General features: G+C 62.1%; 22 protein-coding genes and 2 pseudogenes. 17 read left to right on the top strand and 7 right to left on the bottom strand.

Annotated elements, in window-relative coordinates:
- From ruvB to ACW8PS_RS05600, 17 genes and pseudogenes are all read left to right on the top strand, one after another.
- Positions 1–744 (top strand): Holliday junction branch migration DNA helicase RuvB (gene ruvB, locus ACW8PS_RS05520; RefSeq protein ID WP_491526313.1); only part of this gene is annotated, 744 nt, incomplete at its 5' end.
- Positions 745–845: 101 nt separating this feature from the next.
- Positions 846–1,685, top strand: coding sequence for a hypothetical protein (locus tag ACW8PS_RS05525; RefSeq protein ID WP_491526314.1), 840 nt, complete (start codon positions 846–848; stop codon positions 1,683–1,685).
- Between the two features lie 11 nt (positions 1,686–1,696).
- A complete protein-coding gene (locus tag ACW8PS_RS05530; RefSeq protein ID WP_491526315.1) occupies positions 1,697–2,323 on the top strand; it encodes a hypothetical protein in 627 nt (208 codons plus the stop codon).
- Complete coding sequence (locus tag ACW8PS_RS05535) at positions 2,320–3,876, top strand: hypothetical protein (protein WP_491526316.1); 1,557 nt, start codon at positions 2,320–2,322, stop codon at positions 3,874–3,876. The genes ACW8PS_RS05530 and ACW8PS_RS05535 overlap by 4 nt, the downstream gene beginning before the upstream one ends.
- Positions 3,877–3,880: 4 nt before the next feature.
- Positions 3,881–4,303 (top strand): tol-pal system-associated acyl-CoA thioesterase, encoded by a 423-nt coding sequence (ybgC, locus tag ACW8PS_RS05540; protein WP_491526317.1) that lies wholly within the window; start codon positions 3,881–3,883, stop codon positions 4,301–4,303.
- Between the two features lie 99 nt (positions 4,304–4,402).
- On the top strand, positions 4,403–5,095 hold the full coding sequence (tolQ, locus tag ACW8PS_RS05545; RefSeq protein WP_491526318.1) for a protein TolQ: 693 nt from the start codon (positions 4,403–4,405) through the stop codon (positions 5,093–5,095).
- Positions 5,096–5,098: 3 nt separating this feature from the next.
- Complete coding sequence (gene tolR, locus ACW8PS_RS05550; RefSeq protein ID WP_491526319.1) at positions 5,099–5,572, top strand: protein TolR; 474 nt, start codon at positions 5,099–5,101, stop codon at positions 5,570–5,572.
- A gap of 7 nt (positions 5,573–5,579) precedes the next feature.
- Positions 5,580–6,689: a hypothetical protein gene (locus ACW8PS_RS05555; protein ID WP_491526320.1), complete on the top strand. Its 1,110-nt coding sequence runs from the start codon at positions 5,580–5,582 to the stop codon at positions 6,687–6,689.
- A 103-nt stretch (positions 6,690–6,792) separates the two neighbouring features.
- Positions 6,793–8,121 carry a Tol-Pal system beta propeller repeat protein TolB gene (gene tolB, locus ACW8PS_RS05560; protein WP_491526321.1) on the top strand — a complete coding sequence of 443 codons (1,329 nt, stop codon included), beginning with the start codon at positions 6,793–6,795 and terminating at the stop codon, positions 8,119–8,121.
- Positions 8,122–8,191: 70 nt separating this feature from the next.
- Positions 8,192–8,677, top strand: a complete 486-nt coding sequence (pal, locus tag ACW8PS_RS05565; protein WP_491526322.1) for a peptidoglycan-associated lipoprotein Pal — start codon at positions 8,192–8,194, stop codon at positions 8,675–8,677.
- A 5-nt stretch (positions 8,678–8,682) separates the two neighbouring features.
- Positions 8,683–9,507: a tol-pal system protein YbgF gene (gene ybgF, locus ACW8PS_RS05570; protein WP_491526323.1), complete on the top strand. Its 825-nt coding sequence runs from the start codon at positions 8,683–8,685 to the stop codon at positions 9,505–9,507.
- A complete protein-coding gene (gene tilS, locus ACW8PS_RS05575) occupies positions 9,504–10,736 on the top strand; it encodes a tRNA lysidine(34) synthetase TilS (protein WP_491526324.1) in 1,233 nt (410 codons plus the stop codon). Before ybgF ends, tilS begins: the two co-directional genes overlap by 4 nt.
- A gap of 81 nt (positions 10,737–10,817) precedes the next feature.
- A pseudogene (ftsH, locus tag ACW8PS_RS05580) lies at positions 10,818–12,740 on the top strand (ATP-dependent zinc metalloprotease FtsH).
- 368 nt (positions 12,741–13,108) lie between these two features.
- The gene (locus tag ACW8PS_RS05585; protein ID WP_491526325.1) at positions 13,109–14,785 is read left to right on the top strand and encodes a formate--tetrahydrofolate ligase; all 1,677 of its coding nucleotides are present in this window, start codon (positions 13,109–13,111) and stop codon (positions 14,783–14,785) included.
- A 25-nt stretch (positions 14,786–14,810) separates the two neighbouring features.
- Positions 14,811–14,942 carry a hypothetical protein gene (locus ACW8PS_RS05590; protein ID WP_491526326.1) on the top strand — a complete coding sequence of 44 codons (132 nt, stop codon included), beginning with the start codon at positions 14,811–14,813 and terminating at the stop codon, positions 14,940–14,942.
- 24 nt (positions 14,943–14,966) lie between these two features.
- The gene (gene folD, locus ACW8PS_RS05595) at positions 14,967–15,866 is read left to right on the top strand and encodes a bifunctional methylenetetrahydrofolate dehydrogenase/methenyltetrahydrofolate cyclohydrolase FolD (RefSeq protein ID WP_491526327.1); all 900 of its coding nucleotides are present in this window, start codon (positions 14,967–14,969) and stop codon (positions 15,864–15,866) included.
- 103 nt (positions 15,867–15,969) lie between these two features.
- Positions 15,970–16,083, top strand: a pseudogene (locus ACW8PS_RS05600) ((4Fe-4S)-binding protein); the annotation flags it as partial.
- A gap of 81 nt (positions 16,084–16,164) precedes the next feature.
- Here ACW8PS_RS05600 and ACW8PS_RS05605 read toward each other — a convergent pair.
- The 7 genes from ACW8PS_RS05605 to ACW8PS_RS05635 form a co-directional block, all read right to left on the bottom strand.
- Complete coding sequence (locus ACW8PS_RS05605) at positions 16,165–17,481, bottom strand: DUF8689 domain-containing protein (RefSeq protein ID WP_491526328.1); 1,317 nt, start codon at positions 17,479–17,481, stop codon at positions 16,165–16,167.
- 72 nt (positions 17,482–17,553) lie between these two features.
- Positions 17,554–18,057 carry a prepilin peptidase gene (locus ACW8PS_RS05610; RefSeq protein WP_491526329.1) on the bottom strand — a complete coding sequence of 168 codons (504 nt, stop codon included), beginning with the start codon at positions 18,055–18,057 and terminating at the stop codon, positions 17,554–17,556.
- Between the two features lie 6 nt (positions 18,058–18,063).
- Complete coding sequence (locus ACW8PS_RS05615) at positions 18,064–18,915, bottom strand: tetratricopeptide repeat protein (protein WP_491526330.1); 852 nt, start codon at positions 18,913–18,915, stop codon at positions 18,064–18,066.
- Between the two features lie 32 nt (positions 18,916–18,947).
- Positions 18,948–19,514 (bottom strand): tetratricopeptide repeat protein, encoded by a 567-nt coding sequence (locus ACW8PS_RS05620; protein ID WP_491526331.1) that lies wholly within the window; start codon positions 19,512–19,514, stop codon positions 18,948–18,950.
- A 19-nt stretch (positions 19,515–19,533) separates the two neighbouring features.
- Entirely contained in the window at positions 19,534–20,487 is a 954-nt protein-coding gene (locus ACW8PS_RS05625) for a type II secretion system F family protein (protein ID WP_491526332.1), read from the bottom strand.
- A 13-nt stretch (positions 20,488–20,500) separates the two neighbouring features.
- A complete protein-coding gene (locus ACW8PS_RS05630; protein ID WP_491526333.1) occupies positions 20,501–21,469 on the bottom strand; it encodes a type II secretion system F family protein in 969 nt (322 codons plus the stop codon).
- Positions 21,470–21,474: 5 nt separating this feature from the next.
- A complete protein-coding gene (locus ACW8PS_RS05635; protein ID WP_491526334.1) occupies positions 21,475–22,917 on the bottom strand; it encodes a TadA family conjugal transfer-associated ATPase in 1,443 nt (480 codons plus the stop codon).
- Positions 22,918–22,919: the final 2 nt, after the last annotated feature.

Below are 22,919 nucleotides of genomic sequence, written 5' to 3' on the forward strand. Positions count from 1 at the left end.
GATCTGGCGGCGATCCTGACCAATCTGGAGGCCCGCGATGTGCTGTTCATCGACGAGATCCACCGGATGAACCCGGCGGTCGAGGAAATCCTCTATCCCGCGCTGGAGGATTTCGAACTGGATCTGGTGATCGGTGAAGGCCCCGCGGCGCGCACCGTGCGGATCGAGTTGCAGCCCTTCACGCTGGTCGGCGCGACCACAAGGATGGGGCTGTTGACCACACCGCTGCGCGACCGGTTCGGCATTCCGACCCGGCTGCAATTCTACACCGTGCCGGAATTGCATGAGATCGTGACCCGCGGGGCCCGGCTGCTTGGCATTCCCTCCGACGCCGATGGCGCGCTTGAAATTGCCCGCCGGGCCCGTGGCACGCCGCGAATTGCCGGGCGGCTGTTGCGCCGGGTGGTGGATTTCGCGCTGGTCGAGGGTGACGGGCGGCTGTCGCGCGCTCTTGCTGATTCTGCCCTGACCCGGCTTGGCGTCGATCATCTGGGGCTTGACGGGGCCGACCGGCGCTATCTGACGCTGATCGCGGAAAACTATGGCGGCGGGCCGGTGGGGGTTGAAACCATGTCGGCGGCGCTGAGCGAAAGCCGCGATTCGATCGAAGAGGTGATCGAGCCCTTCCTGCTGCAACAAGGGTTGATCGCGCGCACCCCGCGCGGGCGCATGTTGGCCGCCAAGGGCTGGTCGCATCTCGGGCTGGCGGCCCCTTCCGCCCCCGATCAGAGCGTATTGCTCTAAACCGATAAGGCACCCGGTGGGGCAGGGGCTGACCGCATCGGGCCCGGCAGCATCATGGTGGCCGATACATTGGTATGGGCACGTAGTTCGAAGGATTTGGCATGAAAATCTGGATATATGCGCAGGCGCTTTTCCTGCTCAGCGTGACGACGGCAACCGCACAGGTCGAGCCGGGCTTTTTCGACCGGTTTCAGACCCGGTTCGGGCTGGTCGAGGTGGTCGGTGAGACTTATCAGCAAACCATCGCCATCAACGGCCAGATCCTGCCGCTGGAGCCGAATTTCTCCTTCAACATCCTCGGGGCCTGGGGGCTGGCCGATGTCGATCAGGATTGGGTCTTCGTGCAGGGCCATCATGGCGGCAACATGTGCGGGCCGGGGCTCAGCGTTCTGCGCCTGTCGGTGGCGGCGATCGAGGTGCTTGGCACGCTGGAGGATTGCACCGGTTTTCCGTTCCGGACCCGCATTTACCCCGATGCGATCGAACTGGATATCTATGACAGCGGCTTGCAGGTGGATTTCACCACCTATCGCTTTGACGGTGCCGGGGCCACGCAAACCGCCAATGCGGGCGTCTTTGCCAGTGCCATAGCTGCCGGGCCGGGGGCGGATGCGCTCAGATGGGTTGGAACACATCCCTCCGAGCTGTTTCGGGACGCCTCTGAGCGGGCCCGGTTTCTGACCATCATGTCCGAGGATCAGATCCGCGATCTGGCCGCCCGCATCGGCCCGGCGGATAATGCCCTCCAGCGCGGCGATTGGGTGCTTGGCGCGGGCTGCATGGCGTATGCCTGTAACGTGGCGGGCGCGCTCTGGGGCATTCGCATCTCGGATGGGGCGGCGGCGGCGGCAATGCTGGATCAGGGCCAGCCGCCGGTTGGCTATGGCGCTGGCTCCCTTGACCCGGTATTCAGCGGTTGGATGGACGAAAACCGGCTGTGACGGGGGCGGGTATGGACGCAAGCCAGATCGCGCAGTTTTTTACCCGCTCGGATGGGCAATATCTCTTTGCGCGGTGGGGGCGGCCGATTGTGCCGGTGGTGTTCGGGGTCGAGGATGCGACCGTCAGCATCCTGAAAGGTGCGATCGAGGCGGTGGTGGCGCTGGCCGGTCACGAGATGGCCGAGACAGACCCGGAGCTTGGGGCCAACCTGATGCTGTTCTTCATCCGCGATTGGGCAGAGCTGACCGAGACCCCCAATCTGGCCCGCCTGATCCCCGATCTGGCCCCGCTGGTGGCGCGCCTGCAGGATGCCGATGCCAATCAGTATCGCAGTTTCCGCTTTGACAAGGCCGGGGCGATTCAGGCCAGTTTCGTCTTTATCCGCATGGATGATGCGATGGCGGCGGTTCCGGCGGAAACCCTTGCCCTGGCCCAGATCGTGCAGATCATCCTGCTGTGGTCTGACCGCGCCTTTGCCGGGGCCTCGCCGCTGGCCGCAGTTGCGGGCGGGCCCGCGATGCTGAAGCCTGAAATCGCCGATCTGATCCGGGCCGGATATGATTCGGTGATGCCGGCCTGTGCCCGTGATACCAGCCACGCGCTGCGGCTGGCGGCACGAATGGGGGCGGGGCTATGAAGCGGACGCTGACGGAATTCGGGGCGCTCAGCCCGGCGGAAGAGACGCTGCGCGATGAAATCTGCGGCGGGCAGGGTGTTGTTCTGGGTGACGGCACGCGCCCGGGCGAGGCGGCAGGGCCGGACCGGCAGGTGCGGGCCGAGTTTCTGCGCTACCTGATCCTTGGCGGCTGTGACGGCTTGCCGGGGGCTATCCCGGAACATGGCGTGCGGGTCGTGGGCGCGTTTGTGATGGGGGAGCTGAACCTGGAGGGCGCACGCATTCCCCGCGATGTGGTGCTGATCAATTGCCGCCTCGATACCATCCCCAATTTCAGCTCGGCGCAGATCGACACGCTCAACCTGACCGGGTCGGCCTTGCCGGGGCTGTTCGCGGATCGCTTGCAGGCTGGGAGCAATGTGTTTCTGAGGGATGCCGACGCGACCGGGGAAGTGCGGCTGCGGGGTGCGAGGTTGGGCGGGGATCTGGATTGCGACGGCGCGTGGTTTATGGCGGGGGTGAGCGGCAAGGCGCTGATCGCGGAAAGCTTGCAGGCCGAGGGCAATGTGTTTCTGAGAGATGTCGTGGCGACCGGCGAAATCCAGCTTTTGGGCGCGAGGTTGGGCGGGGATCTGGATTGCCACGGTGCGAAGTTTACGGCGGGGGAGGGAAGGCGGGCGCTGACTGTCTCCGAGGCGAAAATCAGCGGCGTGTTCTACCTGCGCGACAAGGCCGAGGTTGAAGGCGTGCTGGACCTGACTGCTGCGCGGTTTGGCAGCATTCATGATGAGGAAGCCAGTTGGCCCAAGCCCGGCTACCTGAAGCTCGACCGCTGCCAATACGGAGATTTTGCCGGCGGGCCAGTCACCGCTGCCGCGCGCATGCGCTGGCTCGATCTGCAGGATCCCGCCCGGTGGGATGCGGATTTCTGGCCACAGCCTTGGGAGCAGTGTGCCAAGGTCTTGCGCGAAATGGGCCACGCGGATGCGCCGCGGCAGATCCTGATCGGCAAGGAAGCGCGGCAGCGGGCGGACAGACGCAAACGCTTGCGGCGCGACAGTCGCTATCTTTGGTCGGCCTGGGCCGGTTTCTGGGATTTCGTTCTTGGCATCACTGTGCGGTATGGCCATCAACCTCTGCTGGCATTCCTGTGGCTGGCTCTGCTCTGGGGTGCGGGCGTTGGCATTTTCGGATACGCTGCAGCCACCGACGCTATCAAGCCCAATAACGCCTTCGTCCTGCGCAGCGCCGAATGGTTTGCCTGCGCGCCCGATTACCTGCCTGATGAAACCGGCCCGGCCTCGCGCTGGTCAGAAGATTACGCCTCGCAACTGGCCTGTTTCCTTGCCCAACCCGAGGCCGCCAGCTATCCGGCCTTCAATGCGCTGATCTATTCCGCCGACACCTTGCTGCCCATTGTAGCGCTTGAGATGCAGGAATTCTGGATCCCCGATGAAAGCCAGGGCACGCGCGGGCAGGCGACGCGGGTTTTTCTCTGGGCGCAGATCATTCTTGGATGGGCCCTGTCGCTGTTGGCGGTTGCGGGGTTTTCCGGCCTTGTGAGATCGGATTGATGCCATGACCCACCGCTTTGCCCTGCGCGTCTATTACGAGGATACCGATCTGGCGGGCATCGTCTATCACGCCAATTACCTCAAATTCATCGAACGCGCCCGGTCTGATCTGGTGCGCGCGGCAGGTGTCAGCCAGAGCGAGATGAAGGATCAGGCGGGCATCGTCTTTGCCGTGCGCCGGATGGAGATTGCCTATCTCAGCCCGGCAAGGTTCGAGGATGATCTGGAGGTGCGCACAGCGTTCGGCCCGCTGAAAGGCGCGCGGTTCGATCTGGACCAGAGCGTCTGGCGCGGCGATCAGGCCCTGTTTCAGGCCGATGTGCAGGTGGTCTGCATCGACCAAAAGGGGCGCGCGGTGCGGATTCCGGCGGATATTCGCCAAAAGCTGACCCAATTTGCGCAAGGCCATGGCGGCAAACCGGAATAATTGGTTTTTCCCCTTCCGCTTTGCTAGGGTCTGCCCCAAATGAGGTGTCGGTATAATCAGGCATCCGATCAGAGGCCGGGCAGACAGGAATTACACGTCATGGAAACCGAAACGCTGAACATGGCGCAGGAGATGGATTTCTCGCTGCTGGCCCTGTTCTTACGCTCATCACTTGTCGTTCAGATGGTGATGGTGCTGCTGTTTGCAATGTCGATCTGGGTCTGGGCAATCGCCTTCTCGAAATTCACCACCTATCGGCTGTCGCGCAAGCGGGCGGGTGAATTTGATACGGTGTTCTGGTCGGGCGAGCCGCTGGATGAGCTGTATGAGAAAGTGGTGGAGGCCCCGGGGTCAGCCTCGGAACGGGTGTTTGTGGCTGGCATGACCGAATGGCGGCGCAGCCTGCGCGATGATGGCGCGCTTATTCCCGGCGTGCAGCAGCGCGTCGACCGGTCGATGGATGTGGCCATTACCCGCGAATATGAACGGCTGTCTTCGGGGCTGAATTTTCTGGCCACCACCGGGGCGACGGCACCCTTTATCGGGCTGTTCGGCACGGTCTGGGGCATCATGCGGTCATTTCAGGAAATTGCGACCTCGGGCAATACCTCGCTTGCGGTTGTGGCCCCCGGCATCGCCGAGGCCCTGATGGCCACCGGGCTTGGCCTGTTGGCCGCCATTCCCGCCGTCATCCTCTACAACATGCTGTCGGCCGATGCGGACCGTCTGGTGGCGGGGTATGAGGGTTTTGCGGATGAATTTTCGACCCTCCTGTCACGGCAGTTGGATTAAGCCATGGGGGCCGGGACCAGCCATAAACAGGGGGCAGGGCGCAGGCGCACGCGGCGATCGCGCCATGCAACCATGTCCGAGATCAACGTCACGCCCTTTGTCGATGTCATGCTGGTGCTGTTGATCGTGTTCATGGTGTCAGCGCCATTGATGACGGTCGGGGTGCCGGTGCAATTGCCCGAAACCGCGGCCGAGGCGCTGCCGGGCGAAACCGACGAGGAACCGCTGGCCATCACCATGACCGAAGATGGCCGGATCCTGATCCAGACCACGCAAGTGGCACCAGAGGAGCTGATCTCCCGGCTCCAGGCGATCGCAGCCGAACGCGACAGCAACCAGATCTTCCTGCGCGCCGATGGCGGTATTCCCTATGAACAGGTGATGCGCGTGATGGGCGCGCTGAATGCGGGCGGGTTTCGTGAGATCGGGCTGGTCACCGATGCGGGCGGCCCGCGGTTGAACGCAGGTCAGGAGTGACGTGGCTATGCGGCGCGCGCTTTATGCTTCCGGCGGGATCCATCTGGCCGTTCTTGGGTGGGCGCTGTTGGGCGGGCACCTGTTCCGGGACACGGATGTGCCCGAGTTTGAGGTGACCGGCGTGACGCTGCTCAGCACGTCTGAATTCAATGCGATGTTCAGCGCTGCCCCCTTGCCCGCGCTGACCCAAACGCCCACCGCACCCGTGGCCCTGCCTGAGACCGATGCCCCCGATGCGCCAACCGCCGAGGCAGCCGGCCCCGATTCCGTGACGCCTGAGGCCGCCTTGCCGCCACCGGCCGAATCCGAGCCTGACGTGAGCGCGATGGCCCCGCCACTGCCAACCGATGTGACCGATCAGATCGCCGCATTGCCAAGCCCGCCGGCGCAGGATGAAACCGCGCCGCTGGCCGATACTCCCGCCCCGAGAGAAGCGCCGCGTGTGGCCCCGACACCTGCCCCCGCGCCGCCGCCCGAGGCCGAAATCGCACCCCAGATCGCACCGCAGCCAACGCCTGCCGAGACGCCCACGCCGCTGCCCGACACGCCGCCGACCGCGCCCGAGGAAGCCGCGCCCGAGATCGTGACCGAAGCCGAAACGCCTGCCTCCAGCCTGGCGCCGGTGGCCTCGACCCGGCCTGCCGCGCGCCCCGAACGGGTGGTGCAGGCGGCGGTCGCGGCCCCCGAAACGCAGGCCCCGGCAGCAGATGAAAGCGACCCGTTTGCCGCGGCCATCGCCGCCGCCGTGGCCGAAGCCGCCAACGCGCCCGCCGCCCCGGTCACGCCATCAGGCCCGCCCTTGTCACGCGGTCAGCGCGAAGGCCTGCGCCTTGCGGTGCAGAATTGCTGGAATGTCGGGGCGCTGTCCTCCGAGGCGCTGCGCGTGACGGTGACGATCGAGGTTCGGATGGGGCGCGACGGCGTGCCGGAACAAAACTCCATCCGGATGCTCGGCAATACCGGCGGCTCCGACACCGCCATTCGTCAGGCCTATGAAGCCGCCCGCCGGGCCGTGCTGCGCTGTGGCACATCGGGCTATGACCTGCCGGACGAAAGCTATGACCAGTGGCGGACCATCGAGATCACCTTCAACCCCGAAGATATGAGGTTGAGATGACGCTACTGTGCCAATTCCGCGCGGGCTTTGATTTGGCGCATCCATGCCATTACGATTGGCGCAAGATTGAAATTGCATTTATTCAAGAAGAATTGAGGTTGAGATGACCCGGTTTCTGACATTCCTTTTTCTGGCCATGGCCTGGTTTGGCGCCTCTGGCGCGCTGGCGCAGGTCAACCCCGGCCCGTTGCAGATCGAGATTACCGAGGGCGTGATCGAACCCTTGCCCTTTGCCATGCCGCAATTCATCGCGCGCCGCGGGGTCGAGGATCAGGCCGCCGATATTACCCGCGTCATTGCCGCCGATCTGGTGGGCACGGGCCTGTTTCGTGAAATTCCGCGTGACGCGTTCATTTCCTCTGTCACCAATTTTGACAGCCCGGTGCAATATGCCGACTGGCAGGCGATCAATGCGCAGGCGCTGATCACCGGATCGGTCACGATGGAGGGCGGCCAGCTGGTGGTCCGGTTCCGCCTGTTCGATGTGTTTTCCAATGAACCCCTGGGCAGCGGGCTGCAATTTGTCGGCGCGCCCGAAAGCTGGCGGCGCATGGCCCATAATGTGGCCGATAATGTCTATGAACGGATCACCGGCGAAGGCGGCTATTTCGACAGCCGGGTGGCTTTCGTGCATGAGGAAGGCCCGAAAAACGCCCGCCTCAAACGCATCGCGATCATGGATTATGACGGTGCCAATGTGCAATATCTGACCGATAGCCGGTCGCTGGTTCTGGCCCCGCGGTTCTCGCCCGATGGCCAGACGCTGCTCTATACAAGCTACGAGACCGGGTTTCCGCAGCTCTATACGCTGGATCTGGCAACCGTTGTCCGGCGCCCGCTGGCCGAACAGATCGAAGGCACAATGACATTCGCGCCGCGGTTTTCACCTGACGGGCAGCGGGTTGTCTATTCGTTGGAAAGGGGCGGCAATACCGATATTTATCTGATGGATCTGGCGAGCGGCAGGCAGACCCGCCTGACCGAGGCCCCCTCGATCGAGACCGCGCCAAGTTTTTCCCCCGATGGCACCCAGATCGTGTTCGAAAGTGATCGTTCCGGCGGCCAGCAGATCTATATCATGCCGGCAACGGGTGGCGACGCGCGCCGGATCAGCCAGGGCAATGGCCGCTATGGCACCCCGGTCTGGTCGCCGCGCGGCGATCTGATTGCGTTCACCAACCAGCAGAGCGGGCGGTTCCATATCGGTGTCATGCGCACCGACGGGTCCGAGGAACGGCTGCTGACATCCTCTTTTCTGGATGAAGGGCCGACCTGGGCCCCGAACGGGCGCGTCGTGATGTTCACCCGTGAAACCGCCGGCGTGAATGGTGCGCCCGCGATTTATTCGGTCGATATCTCGGGGCGCAATCTGCGGCGTGTGTCGACGCCGGGAATGGCCTCGGATCCGGCCTGGTCACCGCTGAACGACTGACCCCATGTTCAGCAGGGACGAGACATGGTAAATTGTCGCCAGAGTGGCGCAAAACAAGGAAAATACAGGTATGAACCTCCTTCTTAAACTGACCCTTTTCATCGCGGTTATGGGCCTTGGGGCCTGTGCGCAAACCGGATATCTGGGCGATACGTCGATCAATGGCGCAGGTGCCGCCGGCGATCCCAATTCGGTGGCCTATTTCAACCAGACCCTGGGCGACCGGGTGCTTTTTGCGGTCAATGAAAGCACGCTGTCGCCGGTGGCACAGCGTATCCTGGATGATCAGGCCGACTGGATGCTGCGCAACATGGAATATTCGGCGCTGATCGAAGGCCATGCCGATGAACAGGGCACACGCGAATATAACCTGGCGCTTGGCGCGCGTCGCGCCGCATCGGTCGAGGCCTATCTGATCAGCCGCGGCATTTCGGCCTCGCGGCTGAATACCATCAGCTACGGCAAGGAACGCCCGATCGAGATCTGCTCGGCCGAAAGCTGCTATGCCCAGAACCGGCGCGCGGTGACCGTGCTGTCGGCCGGCACAGGGAGCTGACGGGCATGTGGCGCGCGGTGATCTTTGCGGTTGCACTGGGCCTGCCCGGTGCGGCCCATGCGCAAGCGGAAACGCTGGCCGATATCCGGCAGGAGCTGTCGGTGCTTTTTGTCGAGATCCAGCGCCTGCGTGGCGAACTGAACACGACCGGCGCGCCGTCAGGCTCGGGCGGCAGCGGCACCATGCAGAACCGGATGGACGCTATCGAGGCCGAGCTGCGCCGCTTGACCAGCGCCACCGAGGAGCTGGACCTGCGGGTCAATCGTGTCGTTTCGGACGGGTCCAACCGGATCGGCGATCTGGAGTTTCGCCTATGCGAACTGGAAGCCGGCTGCGACATCAGCACGCTTGGCGAAACCTCGACCCTGGGCGGCGATACGGCCCAGGCGTCAGCGCTGCCGCCGGTCAGCACGGGCACCGACAGCACGGGCGCGCCAACCAGTATGGCGGCGGCCGAGCAAAGCGATTTCGACAGCGCCATGGAATTGTTCGAGGCGGATGAATTTTTGGCTGCGGCAGCGCAGTTCGAGGCCTATACCGAGACCTATCCCGGCGGCGCACTCAGCTCCGAGGCGCATTTCTGGCGCGGCGAGGCCGAGGCGGCGCAAGGGGCCTGGAACCGGGCCGCGCGTGCCTATCTGGCCAGTTTCAGCGGTGCCCCCGATGCACCCCGCGCGCCCGAAAGCCTGTTTCGGCTTGGCACCAGCCTGCAGGAATTGGGCCAATCCGAAGAGGCCTGCCTGACCCTGGCCGAAGTCGAGAACCGCTACCCGTCATCTTCATCGGTGCTGGATGCGCGGGCCGCGATGATCCGTTTCGGCTGCAATTGAGCCTTCGTGACCGGTTTGCAAAGGCGATGGATGCCGTGCTGGCCGGGGCGCATCCCGAACGGCTGTGCGTTGCGGTGTCTGGCGGCAGTGATTCGCTGGCCTTGCTGGCGCTGACCTGTGACTGGGCCGGGCAGCGCGTCGCGGTTGACGCCGTGACCGTTGATCATGGGTTGCGCGAAGGCAGCGCCGAGGAAGCCCGGCAGGTGGCCCGGGAGGCGCGCGCCCTGGGGGCGCGGCACGTGATCTTGCGTTGGCAGGGATGGGATGGCAGCGGCAACCTTCAGGCCGAAGCCCGCACTGCCCGGCGCCGCCTGATCGCGGACCATTGCGCTGCAGAAGGCATTGGTGCCGCTCTCTTGGGTCATACCCAAGATGATCAGGCCGAGACCCTGCTGATGCGGCTGGCGCGCGGATCGGGGGTTGATGGCCTGGCGGCGATGTCGGCGGGGCGCTACGGGCAGGGCCTGTTCCTGCGGCCGCTGCTGAACGAAACCCGGGCTGAATTGCGCGGTTTTCTGAGCGCGCGCGGCATGGCATGGGTCGACGACCCCTCAAATGAGGATCCGCGCTTTGAACGGGTGCGCATGCGGCGTGCGATGGCCGAGCTTGGCCTTGATGCGGCCCGCCTGGCTGAAACCGCCACCGCCATGGCGCGCGCCCGCGCGGCCCTTGAAATGCGGGCGCATGACGTCGCGCAAGCAATTGTGACTGAAACCAACGGTCTGCTGAGTTTCGATGCAGCCGCGCTTTGCGATACCGAGGAAGAAACCCGTCTGCGCCTGGTCGCCCATGCCTTGAAATGCCTGTCATCAGCCCGCTACAGGCCGCGATTGCAGGCGCTGGCCGAGGTGCTGGCGACGGCCCTGGCCGGCCGGTCAGGCACATTGCATGGCTGCCATCTGATCGCGCATCGCGACCGATTGCTGATCTGCCGGGAATATCAGGCGGTTGCGGGGGTGCAGACGGAGGCATCCGACGGCCTGTGGTGGGACAATCGCTGGCACATCACCGCGCCGGATCTGCCCGGTGCCCGCATCCGTGCGCTCGGGCCTGCCGGCCTGAAACAAATGCCGCGTCCGGACGGGTTTCCGCATGCCGCGCTGACCTCATTTCCGGGCCTCTGGCAGGGCGATGATCTCTGCGCTGTTCCGGGGTTTTTGAATGATAATCTGATGGCATATCGCTATGCCCCGTCGGCATCTTTTCACCGGACCATATTATCGCATTGAAACCCCCGCCCGTATGCCTATTTTAGGCGGGTGTCACCGGGCCGCGGCCCGCGCCGGTCACGTCATGTAAGGAGAAGTCATTTGGGTAATGCTAGAAACATTGCTTTCTGGGTCATTCTGTTTTTGTTGATCCTTGCGCTTTTCAACATGTTCAGTGGCAACCAGGCGAATGTGAATGCGCGTGTGGTCGCCTATTCCGATTTTATTTCACAGGTTGAAAATGGCAGCGTGACGGCAGTGGTGCTGGATGGTGAGACCATTCAATTCACCACCGGTCAGGGCAATTTCGAAACCGTGCTCCCGCCTGCGGTCGATGTGACCCCGGTTCTGCTGGAAAACGAAGTGCGCGTTCAGGCGCGCCCGCAGGAACAGTCGGGCTTCATCTCGGGGCTGATGGTGTGGCTGCCGGTGCTGGTGCTGATCGGCGTCTGGATCTTCTTCATGAACCGGATGCAGGGCGGTGGTCGTGGCGGCGCGATGGGATTTGGCAAATCCAAGGCCAAACTGCTGACCGAGAAATCGGGCCGCGTGACCTTTGACGAGGTTGCCGGCATCGACGAGGCCAAGGAAGAGCTTGAGGAGATCGTCGAGTTTCTGCGCAATCCGCAGAAATACAGCCGCCTGGGCGGCAAGATCCCGAAAGGCGCGCTGCTGGTTGGCCCTCCGGGCACCGGCAAGACGCTGCTGGCGCGCGCCATTGCGGGTGAGGCGGGCGTGCCCTTCTTCACCATCTCGGGGTCCGATTTTGTCGAGATGTTTGTTGGTGTCGGTGCGTCCCGCGTGCGCGACATGTTCGAACAGGCCAAGAAAAACGCGCCCTGCATCGTGTTCATCGACGAGATTGACGCCGTGGGCCGGTCCCGGGGCGTCGGGTATGGCGGCGGCAATGACGAGCGCGAGCAGACGCTGAACCAGTTGCTGGTGGAAATGGACGGGTTCGAGGCCAATGAGGGCGTGATCATCGTCGCGGCCACCAACCGCCCCGACGTGCTGGACCCGGCGCTGCTGCGCCCGGGCCGGTTCGATCGCCAGATTCAGGTGCCCAATCCCGACATCAAGGGCCGTGACTAGAGTCTGGCGGTGCAGGCCCGCAAGGTCCCACGGGGGCCGGATGTGGATCTGCGCATCATCGCGCGCGGCACCCCGGGCTTTTCCGGTGCCGATCTGGCAAATCTGGTGAATGAGGCCGCGCTGACGGCGGCCCGTGTCGGGCGCCGTTTCGTGGTGATGGAAGATTTCGAGAACGCCAAGGACAAGGTCATGATGGGGGCCGAGCGGCGGTCCATGGTGATGACCGAGGACGAGAAAAAGCTGACTGCCTATCATGAGGCCGGTCATGCCATCGTCGGGCTGAACGTGCCGCAGCATGACCCGATCCATAAGGCGACGATCATTCCGCGGGGCCGGTCCCTTGGTCTGGTGTTATCCTTGCCCGAACGCGACCAGCTTTCGGTCAGCTACACCAAATACACCTCCAAGATTGCCATGGCGATGGGCGGCAGGGTGGCCGAAGAGCTTATTTTCGGCCCTGAAAACGTCACCTCGGGCGCGGCGTCGGATATCCAGCAGGTCACCCGGATCGCGCGCGCCATGGTCACACAGTTCGGCTTTGCAGAAGAGCTCGGCTATGTCGATTACGCCAATGAAAACCAATCGCATCTGGGCCCCTATGGCGGCGGCACTGTCCATTCGGCCGCAACCCAGAAGATAATTGACGACAAGGTCAGGGAACTGGTCAATGAAGGCTTTGCCACCGCCAAGCGGATACTGACCGAAAAGTCCGAGGATCTGGAACGTCTGGCGCAGGGCCTGTTGGAATATGAGACCCTGACGGGCAGTGAGATTACCAAGGTGATTGCGGGCGAGCCGCTGAACCGCGGTGAGGATGACAGCGATGACGCCGATACTGGTGGCACGCCGTCGGTCACGGCCATCCCCAAGACCAAGCCCAAGAAAGCCGCCCCCCCTGACGATGGCGGGCTGGAGCCGGAACCAACGACCTGATCGTGCAAAAAACATGAAAAAAGCCCCGGCACTGACCGGGGCTTTTTTTCAGGCGCGCGGCTTGGCGGCAGGACCCTAACCGCCGATCAGGAGCAAAACGGTCAGCCCAAGGGCGATGCCGAAACCGAAACCTGCGTGGATCAAAAGGATGGGGGCGGTCATGGTCGGCCTCTTTCGGTTGGATCTGTTTGCGGTTACCCATATGTCGGTTGGCAGGTGCAAATGGTTCAGAAAATTTTCGCTGCTGCATGGTGAAAACCGGAATTGGCGGATGCATGACGGAATTGGTCGCAATCGCTCCGCTTGGCGTGCCAAAGGATTGATATAGCCGACCTATATTTTGCCGCTTCCAACAGGAGCCTGCCACCATGGCCTTCAAGACCGACATCGAAATTGCCCGCGAAGCCAGGAAACGCCCGATCCAGGAGATCGGGGCGAAACTTGGTATCGCCAGCGAGCATCTGCTGCCCTACGGGCATGACAAGGCCAAGGTGAGCCAGGAGTTCATCAACTCGGTTCAGGATCGCCCGAACGGCAAGCTGATCCTGGTGACCGCGATCAACCCGACCCCCGCCGGCGAAGGCAAGACGACCACCACCGTGGGTCTGGGGGATGGGCTGAATGCGATCGGCAAGAACGCCGCGATCTGTATCCGCGAGGCATCGCTCGGCCCCAATTTCGGCATGAAGGGTGGGGCCGCCGGGGGTGGTTATGCCCAGGTCGTGCCGATGGAAGAGATGAACCTGCATTTCACCGGTGATTTTCACGCCATCACCAGCGCCCATAACCTGCTGAGCGCGATGATCGACAACCATATCTATTGGGGCAACGAGCTGCAGATCGACGAACGCCGCGTCACCTGGCGCCGCGCGCTGGATATGAACGACCGGGCGCTGCGCGACATCGTGACCTCGCTTGGCGGCGTCACCAACGGGTTCCCGCGCCAGACCGGGTTTGACATCACCGTGGCCTCCGAGGTGATGGCGATCCTGTGCCTGGCCAAAGACCTTGCCGATCTGACCGAACGTCTGGGGCGGATGATCGTGGCCTATCGCCGCGACCGCAGCCCGATCTACGCGCGCGACATCAAGGCCGATGGCGCGATGACGGTGCTGCTGCGCGATGCGATGCAGCCCAATATCGTGCAGACGCTGGAAAACAACCCCGCCTTCGTGCATGGCGGCCCCTTCGCCAATATCGCGCATGGCTGCAACAGCGTCATTGCCACCACGACCGCCCTGAAACTGGCCGATTACGTGGTGACCGAGGCAGGCTTTGGGGCCGATCTGGGGGCCGAGAAGTTCATGAACATCAAATGCCGCAAGGCAGGTCTGGCCCCCGATTGCGTGGTGCTGGTCGCGACCGTGCGGGCGATGAAGATGAATGGCGGCGTGGCCAAGGCCGATCTGGGTGCCGAAAGCGTCGATGCGGTCAATAAGGGCTGCCCAAATCTGGGCCGCCATATCGGCAACCTCAAATCCTTCGGGGTGCCGGTCGTGGTGGCGATCAACCATTTCGTCACCGATACCGTTGCCGAAGTGGCGGCGGTCAAGGCCTATGTCGAAGGCCAGGGCTCCGAGGCGATCCTGTGCCAGCATTGGGCGCATGGGTCTGCCGGCACCAAAGAGCTGGCAACCCGCGTGGCTGAAATTGCCGATAGTGGCGTCAGCCAGTTTTCGCCGCTCTATCCCGATGAGATGGGCCTGTTTGAAAAGATCGAGACCGTGGCCAAACGCATCTACCACGCCGATGAGGTGTTGGCCGATGCCAAGATCCGCGCCCAGTTGAAGGAATGGGAAGCGGCCGGCTATGGCAACTTGCCGGTCTGTATGGCGAAAACGCAATACAGTTTCTCGACCGATCCGAACCTGCGCGGGGCCCCCACCGGCCATTCGGTGCCGGTGCGTGAAGTGCGCTTGTCTGCCGGTGCCGGGTTCGTCGTGGTCATCTGCGGTGAGATCATGACCATGCCGGGCCTGCCGCGCAAACCCGCCGCCGAAACCATCTGCATCAATGATGAAGGCGTGGTGGAAGGCCTGTTCTGAAGCAGCCAGGCACCCTGAGCCGAGAGTGGCACCTGCCTGCCTGTCTGGATCTGCAATCAGGCAGGTGCCGGTGGCGACGCTGATGAAAAACGCGGTTCTGGCCACCCGGATGCAAATGGCGCATTACAGGTCAAGCCTTGCCAATACGGATTTTTGAGACGAGCAGAGGGAGCGAAAAGACATGAGCGCAACGATCATTGACGGCAAGGCCTTCGCGGCCAGGGTGCGGGCGCAGGTCGGGGCCCATGTGGCGCGGCTGAAGGCCGATCACGGCATCACGCCGGGGCTGGCCGTGGTGCTGGTGGGCGAAGACCCGGCCAGCCAGGTCTATGTCCGGTCCAAGGGCAAGATGACGGTCGAGGTCGGCATGAATTCGTTCGAGCACAAGCTGGAGGCGGACACATCCGAGGCCGACCTGCTGGCCCTGATCGAGCAATTGAACAACGATCCGGACGTGCATGGCATTCTGGTGCAATTGCCGCTGCCGGGTCATCTGGATTCCGACCTGGTGATCAATTCGATCGACCCGGCCAAGGATGTCGACGGCTTTCACATCTCCAATGTCGGGCTTCTGGGGACGGGTCAGAAATCCATGGTGCCCTGCACACCGCTTGGCAGTCTGATGATGCTGCGCGACCACCTTGGCAGCCTGTCGGGGCTGAATGCGGTTGTGGTGGGACGCTCGAACATTGTCGGCAAGCCGATGGCACAGCTTTTGCTTGGCGATAGCTGCACCGTGACCATCGCCCATAGCCGGACCAGGGATCTGGCGGAGGTTTGCCGCCGGGCTGACATTCTGGTGGCCGCTGTCGGGCGGCCCGAAATGATCCCCGGCGATTGGATCCGCCCTGGTGCCACGGTGATTGATGTCGGGATCAACCGTATTCCGCACCCGGAAATTGAGGGCAAGACCAAGCTGGTTGGCGATGTGCATTTTGAAAGCGCTGTTCAGGTTGCGGGCGCAATCACGCCGGTGCCCGGTGGTGTCGGCCCGATGACCATTGCCTGTCTGCTGGCCAATACGCTGACAGCGACCTGTCGCGCCAATGGGTTGGATGAGGCTGAGGGGCTGACCGCCTGACCGCCTGACAAAAGCCTGTTTCGCCGCCTGACGGCGCCGACAAGCGGGGGCTTTGCCCCCGCACCCCCAGAGTATTTTTCAAAGAAGAAGTGAGGGGCCGTCAATGGTTTTTGGCCCTGCCACAGGTTTTGACCCCGCCCGCAAGCCCTGGGTCGACCCTGATGGTGCGCCTGCCAAAGACATGGCCGCAATGATCCGCAGCTATCCGTCGGGTGCCTTGCAGTTCGCGCGGCTGGATGGCGGGGTGGCTGGAAATGCCGCGCCGGTGGCCGCTATCGGGCTGTCCCCCCGCGCGCCGTCAATGCGCGATGGCTTCCTGTGTCACGAACATGTTTTCCCAGGCCCGGTCCAGCAGATCGGGGCGCATTTGAATGGGAATGCCCTCAAATTCACAGATCGCGATGATCTGATCCATCAGGAACGGCGCGTGATAATTGGCGTAGACGTTGTCCACCAATGGGTATTTCTTCTTCAGCAGATGCAACAGCGAGGCCTCATCCAGCGGCACTTTTTTCTTGCGCGCCACCATGGCAAGGATCTTCAGGAACTCCTCCTGCGTCGGGCCGTCGATCTTCACCTTGAAGAAAATCCGGCGCAGGGCCGCGCCATCGAACAGGTCATTGGGGTGGAAGTTGGTGGAAAACACCACCAGCGTGTCAAACGGAACCTCAAACTTTTCGCCCGATTGCAGGGTCAGGATGTCATATCCGACCTCCATCGGGACAATCCAGCGGTTGATCAGGGCCTGGGGCGGTTCTTCCTGACGGCCAAGGTCATCGACAATGAACACGCCGCCCGATGCTTTCAGTTGCAGGCTGGCCTGATAGGTGCGCGAAGTCTTGTTGTAGTTCAGATCGAGCATCGAAAGGCTCAGCTCGCCGCCCGTCATCACCGTTGGACGCTGGCACATCAGATACCGCGTATCGAAACGTTCCGACCGTCGCCGCAGCACGCTGGTCTCGGCTTCTTCAATCGTCACGGGAGTGTGCACGATCGGGTCGAAAACGCTGATGACCTGACCGGCATAGGATATGGCGCGCGGAATAAATACCGTGTCGCCCAACGCCGCCCGGATGCCTTCCGCGATGGAGGATTTGCCGTTGCCCGGGGGCCCGTATAACAGGACCGACCGGCCCGAGCTGACGGCGGGGCCAAGCTGGTCGATCATGCCTTTGGGCAGGATGAGATGGCCCATGCTGGCCTCGAGCGCGGCCCGCGTGATCAGCACGTTTTTCACCGATTGGCGTTTGACCTGGATTTTGTAGGCTTCCAGCGGCACCGGCATCGCGCCGTAATATTCCGACTGGCTCAGCGCATCGAGCGCGCGCGCCTTGCCGGCATCGGTCAGTTGGAACCCCATTTCAGAGCTGGAGGTCGCGTGCAGCGTGCCCATCGCCTGCAACAGGCCCATTTCGCGCAGCGTGTCGATCAGCGCCTGGGTCAGCGGCATCGGCAGGCAAATGGCCTCGGCGATCTGACTGGCCTGTTCGACATTCTTGCGGAACACGGTTTTCAGCAGGATATCGCGCATCATCACCACGGGCAGGCCGGTATCTTCCAGATTGCGCAGCTTGGGCGGCGCGAAAGATGCGGTTTCATTGGCTTGCATGTTCATGGCGCACGGGCCCTTTCGCATCACCTCAAGCCCCCGGGTCGCAAGATTGCCTTGCCGGGGTTTGCGATCCGGTTAAGAGGCGCTCAATATTCCAAGCGCAAGGTAAACGACAAGGGCACCGGCCAAGGCCACGCCCATCGGGAAAAGCTTGCCCCGGTCCCATGAGATCCAGCCCGGCGTTGCCCGGCGCACGGCAGGCACCATGCCCGCGCCGCGATGGGTGATCCAGGCCCCGATCAACACGGCTGCAAACAGCATCAGGAACATCAGATAATCGCCCGGCGCGATGAACGGGGCCATGGCGGCGGCGAATTTCGCGTCGCCTGCACCGACAAGGCCAAGCGAGGTAACCAGAAAACCCGCCAGCAGCACGATCACCAGTTGCAACAGGCGCATGTAATAGACCTCGAACGGCAGCGCGATAAGGCCCACGGCCAGAAACACCGCCGCCAATGCCAGAACGCTGACATTCGGAATTCGCATTTCGCGCAGGTCGGACCAGGCGACATAGATACAGATCGGGAGCACGAAAGGCAGGAACCAGAGGGCTTCGGTAAAGCTCAGGGCAAGTGTCATGGGCGATTATCCTTGAGATTCGAGCGTGCGCAGCGCCTGCACAGCGGCCTCAAAATGGCGCGGATGGGTGTCGATGGCGTCCTGCAACAACCCGCGGCCGATGTCGATATCGCCGCGGCGCACGGCAGACAGAGCCATGGTGTGCAACAATTGCGCGCGTTCGATCTGCGTCATCTGCACCAGCGGCAGAGTATATTGCCCGCGCGCGGCACGGGCCAGAACCAGATTGTTCTTGGCGGTGAAAAGACTGGGGTCATAGGTGATGGCTTCGGTGAACAGGCGTTCGGCGGCCTCATTGTCGCCGCGCGTCAGCATCGAATAGCCCCAGTTGTTCAGAACACCGGCCGGGCGCATCGTCAGCCCGACAGCGGTTTCATAAAAACTGTCGGCCCGGTCCCATTCCTGCCCGCTATCGGCGATCATCGCCTCCAGCCGGTAACGTTCATAGGTCTCGTATGTGGGCGGCACCAGATCCAGCTGCGTCTCGGCCTCTTCCCAGTCATTGGTGCGGATCAATGCATCGGCGTAATCGACACGGTCCTGATCGGTGCCTTCGCTGCTGTTGACGACGCCGCGCCAGGTGGCCACGCCTTCGGTGTTCATGCGGGCGCGGATCAGGCTGACGGCCAGCCCGCGCTGCAAATCAATGCGGTCGGGGTTTTCACGGGCGGCGCGGCGGAAATAGGTTACCGCCTCTTGCGGGTCCGCGGCGGTCAGCATGATATCATTGAGATTGGTTTCGTCGATGGCATTGACGCCATCAAGCGCACGTTCCACGTCGGCTGATCTGGACTGCTCGCAGGCGGCAAGCACAAGCCCGACAGACATCACTGCCGTGATTTTGACAAATTGGCGCATAAACGGCCTCTTACTGCTCTTGTTCCCTTCGATCATGGGGTCCGGAGAAGGACGTAGCGCCCGCCACCGCGACGTTCCAGGTCGAAGCTGTTATTTATATGGTCCTGAGTATAGACCGAATTTTCCATTCGCGCGATAGCCAAGCGCAGGTTTTCGCGGATCGAGTCGGTTTGGCCACTATCCAGCGCATAGGCCTGCTGGAAAACGCGCCGTGCCTCGCCATATTCGCCCAATTCCATCAAAACCACGCCCAGATTGTTCCAGGCCGGCACGAAATCGGGATCAATTTCAACCGCCTGGCGCAGCTGCGTTTCTGATTGGCCAAGACGGCCCAGGCGCAAGTTGGCAGATCCGAGTGAAGAAAGCGTTTCCGCAGTCATGCCGTTTTCACCCGCCGCGCGCAGATAGGCCGACAGCGCCAGCTCGTATTCGCCCGCATTCATCAGGCGATGGCCCACGATCATCTGATCGACGCCATTGCGCAGAACCACGGTGCCTTCGGGCAATGCGGGCCCTTCGCGTAACGGCTCGAGCCGCGCCGATTGCTCGCACGCGGCCAGGCTGAACACTGCCACCACCAATAATGTCTTGCCCCACATCGTCGCTATGTCCCTTGGTTCATTGTCCGCCCAGATTTTGTGCAATTCCGTAGACCGACGGCCCGATCAGGATGATCAACAGCGGCGGCACACAGAACATCATCGTGGCCAGCGTCAGTTTTGTCGGCAGTTTGTTGGCCTTTTCCTCGGCCCGCATCATGCGCTTGTCGCGCATTTCGTCGGCATAGACCTGCAATGCATCGGCGATCGAGGTGCCGAAGGTGGCCGACTGGATCAGCACGGTGACAAAGCTGTTCACATCCTGCACACCGCACCGTTCGCCAAAGTCGCGCAGAACCTTGACCTTGTCCTTACCGGCCTTCATCTCATAGGCCACGATCTCGAACTCATCGGCCAGCGATTCATAGGACGCCCGGATTTCCTTGGCGACGCGGATAATCGCCTGATCCAGCGATTGCCCGGCCTCGACACAGACCAGCATCAGGTCAAGCGCGTCGGGAAAGCCCGATGTGATCTCCTCTTCGCGTTTCTGCACCCGGCGTTGGACCCAGTATTTCGGCAGGTAATACCCGACCGCACCGGGGATCAGGACCGACAGAATGCTTTTCTGCGTGCTCATCTCGCCCGCCATCAGCGTGTAGATCACGCCAATCGCCAGAAACCCCATGCCAAGTGCGAACTGCGCGAAATGGAAAGTCTGAACCGCCCCTTTCGAGCGATAACCGGCGCGGATCAAAGTCAGCTGCACAGCACCGTATTCATCCTGGTTCTGCGGCTCAAGGAACTGCTTGAAACGGTCAAGTTTTTCGTTCTTGCCGCCGACGCGCAGGCCCTTGGGCAAGGCGTCGCTCCGGTCGATCTGCGATTCCTTCAGCTTCGACAGCGGGTCTTTCTTCTGGAACAGGATCGCCGGCAGGGCCAGCAAAACCAGGGCCAGACCCAGACCGCCAATCAGGAACAGGGGGCCAAGCGGTCCAAGAAGATCGGTAACATAGGTGTTGATCGCGTCCATTTCCAGGCACTCCTCAGACCTTGATATTGACCATCATGCGCATGACAATCACGTTGACGCCCAACATGACGGCAACAACGGCAGCAGCCGGAATGAAAGCGGGGCTTTCCATGACTTCTTCGTAGTAATCAGGTTGCGCCACATTGATGGCAATCAGGGCCAGCAGCGGGAAAACCGACAAAAACATGCCCGACCCCTTGGCCTCGGCGGTGATCGCCTTGACCTTGCGAAAGAGCTTGAACCGCGAGCGGATCACGCGCGCCAGACCTGACAGGATCTCGGCCAGGTTGCCGCCTGATTTCTGTTGGATGGCCACGGCAACCGCCAGAAACCGCAGATCCTGAATATCCAGCCGCTCGGCCATCGCCTCGATTGCATCCGCGATGTCGCGGCCATAGGCGGCCTCATCAGCGATAATGCCAAGCTCGGACCCGAGCGGATCGGACATTTCCTTGGCAACGGTGCCGATGGCAGAGACAAATGGGTGCCCGACGCGCAGGCTGCGGACCATCAGTTCAACCGCGTCGGGCAGCTGTTCCTCGATCATGGCGATGCGTTTCTTGGCCTTTGAGTTGACCCAGAAAAACACGCCCCCCACGCCCATGATGACCGACACAAGCGCGCGGATCGGAAAGGCGGCACCGGTTGTCATCGTCAGCATCACAAAGGCCGCGATGGTCAGGCCAAGCATGACCAGCATCAGTTGCTGCGGCGTAAAGGCGATATTGGCCTTTTGTGCCTTGCTGGCGATCAATGTGTAAAGCGGGATGGTCTTTGACCCGGTATGCTGATCCAGCTCCTTGCGCAGCTTGGCCAGCACATCTTCGCGGTTGCCGCCTTTGTTGATCAGGTCCAGCCGGCGGTTGACGCGCGAATTCAGGCTGATGGATTTGCCGAAAACCATCAGGTAGACACCTTCGACCAACATGATGATGCCGATGAAGATGCCGATATAGATAAGCGGTTCAATACTGAGGTTCATGGCGGTCAGTCCCCTGCGGGTTCATAGATGGATGCGGGCAGGTCATAGCCCCATTGGCGGAACCGATCCGAATAATGCGAACGCACGCCGCAAGCGGTAAACCGGCCGATAATCTTACCATCGGGCTGAAGCCCCAGGCGTTCGTAGGTGAAGATTTCCTGCATCGAGATCACATCGCCTTCCATCCCGGTCACTTCGGTGATGGAGACCATGCGGCGCGAACCATCCTGCAGGCGGCTGACCTGCACGATCAGGTTCACGGCGCTTGAGATCTGGCTGCGCACCGCCTTGAGAGGCATTTCGATCCCGGCCATGGCGATCATGTTTTCCAGGCGCGACACACCATCGCGGGCCGAGTTGGCGTGGATCGTGGTCATCGAGCCGTCATGGCCGGTATTCATCGCCTGCAACATGTCGATGACTTCTTCGCCGCGGGTTTCGCCGACGATAATCCGGTCCGGGCGCATGCGCAGGGCGTTGCGCAGACAATCGCGCTGCGTAACCGCGCCCTTGCCCTCGACATTTGGCGGCCGGCTTTCCATCCGGCCGACATGTTCCTGTTGCAGTTGAAGTTCCGCCGTATCCTCGATCGTCAGGATGCGTTCGGAATTGTCGATGAAGGAACTGAGCGCGTTCAGGGTGGTGGTTTTACCGGATCCTGTCCCGCCCGACACGACCACATTCAGGCGACAGGCAACGGCGGCCTGAAGATAGGCGGCCATTTCTTCGTTGAAGGCCCCGAATTGCACAAGATCGTCAATGCCGAGCTTGTCTTTCTTGAATTTACGAATCGACACCAGCGAGCCATCGACACCCACCGGCGGCACCATGGCGTTGAACCGCGAGCCGTCTTTCAGGCGGGCGTCGACATAAGGGTTGCTTTCGTCGACGCGGCGGCCCACGGCCGACACGATCTTGTCGATGATGCGCAAGAGATGGCGTTCATCCTTGAAGTGGATATCCGTTTTGCTGAGCTTGCCGTCGCGTTCGATAAAGACGTTGAAGGGGCCGTTGATCAGGATGTCGTTGACCGTGTCATCCTTGAGCAGCGGCTCAAGCGGACCGAGGCCCGTGACCTCGTCAAACAGCTCGGTTTGCAGCGTGTTGCGGTCTTCGCGGTTCAGAACCGCGCCCATTTCGGACAGTTCATCATTGGTGATCGAGATGATCTCGGCCCGCAGCTCGCTTTCCTTGGCGTTTTCCAACTCGGAAAGGTTGAGATTGTCCAGCAGCCGCGAATGCATCTCGGTCTTGATCTCATCCAGACGGGCGCGGCGCTTGGCCTCTTTGTCCATCGCGGCCGGTTCGGCGGCCGCGACCTCTTTTTTCTGCGGTGCCTTGCGCATCGAGGTTCTTTGGGCCGCAGCGACCGGGGCCGGTGCAGCTTTGGCCGTCAATGCGGGATGGACAGGCGTGGCCGTGTCGGATTTCTTGTAGCGCGAAAACATCC

Source organism: Alterinioella sp., from assembly GCF_058343375.1.

Excerpts from the sequence above, each read along its gene's own strand:
- ACW8PS_RS05525 (WP_491526314.1), top strand. The coding sequence starts at position 846 with ATGAAAATCTGGATATATGCGCAGGCGCTTTTCCTGCTCAGCGTGACG.
- ACW8PS_RS05530 (WP_491526315.1), top strand. The coding sequence starts at position 1,697 with ATGGACGCAAGCCAGATCGCGCAGTTTTTTACCCGCTCGGATGGGCAA.
- ACW8PS_RS05535 (WP_491526316.1), top strand. The coding sequence starts at position 2,320 with ATGAAGCGGACGCTGACGGAATTCGGGGCGCTCAGCCCGGCGGAAGAG.
- ybgC (WP_491526317.1), top strand. The coding sequence starts at position 3,881 with ATGACCCACCGCTTTGCCCTGCGCGTCTATTACGAGGATACCGATCTG.
- tolQ (WP_491526318.1), top strand. The coding sequence starts at position 4,403 with ATGGAAACCGAAACGCTGAACATGGCGCAGGAGATGGATTTCTCGCTG.
- tolR (WP_491526319.1), top strand. The coding sequence starts at position 5,099 with ATGGGGGCCGGGACCAGCCATAAACAGGGGGCAGGGCGCAGGCGCACG.
- ACW8PS_RS05555 (WP_491526320.1), top strand. The coding sequence starts at position 5,580 with ATGCGGCGCGCGCTTTATGCTTCCGGCGGGATCCATCTGGCCGTTCTT.
- tolB (WP_491526321.1), top strand. The coding sequence starts at position 6,793 with ATGACCCGGTTTCTGACATTCCTTTTTCTGGCCATGGCCTGGTTTGGC.
- pal (WP_491526322.1), top strand. The coding sequence starts at position 8,192 with ATGAACCTCCTTCTTAAACTGACCCTTTTCATCGCGGTTATGGGCCTT.
- ybgF (WP_491526323.1), top strand. The coding sequence starts at position 8,683 with ATGTGGCGCGCGGTGATCTTTGCGGTTGCACTGGGCCTGCCCGGTGCG.
- ACW8PS_RS05585 (WP_491526325.1), top strand. The coding sequence starts at position 13,109 with ATGGCCTTCAAGACCGACATCGAAATTGCCCGCGAAGCCAGGAAACGC.
- folD (WP_491526327.1), top strand. The coding sequence starts at position 14,967 with ATGAGCGCAACGATCATTGACGGCAAGGCCTTCGCGGCCAGGGTGCGG.
- ACW8PS_RS05605 (WP_491526328.1), bottom strand. The coding sequence starts at position 17,481 with ATGAACATGCAAGCCAATGAAACCGCATCTTTCGCGCCGCCCAAGCTG.
- ACW8PS_RS05610 (WP_491526329.1), bottom strand. The coding sequence starts at position 18,057 with ATGACACTTGCCCTGAGCTTTACCGAAGCCCTCTGGTTCCTGCCTTTC.
- ACW8PS_RS05615 (WP_491526330.1), bottom strand. The coding sequence starts at position 18,915 with ATGCGCCAATTTGTCAAAATCACGGCAGTGATGTCTGTCGGGCTTGTG.
- ACW8PS_RS05620 (WP_491526331.1), bottom strand. The coding sequence starts at position 19,514 with ATGTGGGGCAAGACATTATTGGTGGTGGCAGTGTTCAGCCTGGCCGCG.
- ACW8PS_RS05625 (WP_491526332.1), bottom strand. The coding sequence starts at position 20,487 with ATGGACGCGATCAACACCTATGTTACCGATCTTCTTGGACCGCTTGGC.
- ACW8PS_RS05630 (WP_491526333.1), bottom strand. The coding sequence starts at position 21,469 with ATGAACCTCAGTATTGAACCGCTTATCTATATCGGCATCTTCATCGGC.
- ACW8PS_RS05635 (WP_491526334.1), bottom strand. The coding sequence starts at position 22,917 with ATGTTTTCGCGCTACAAGAAATCCGACACGGCCACGCCTGTCCATCCC.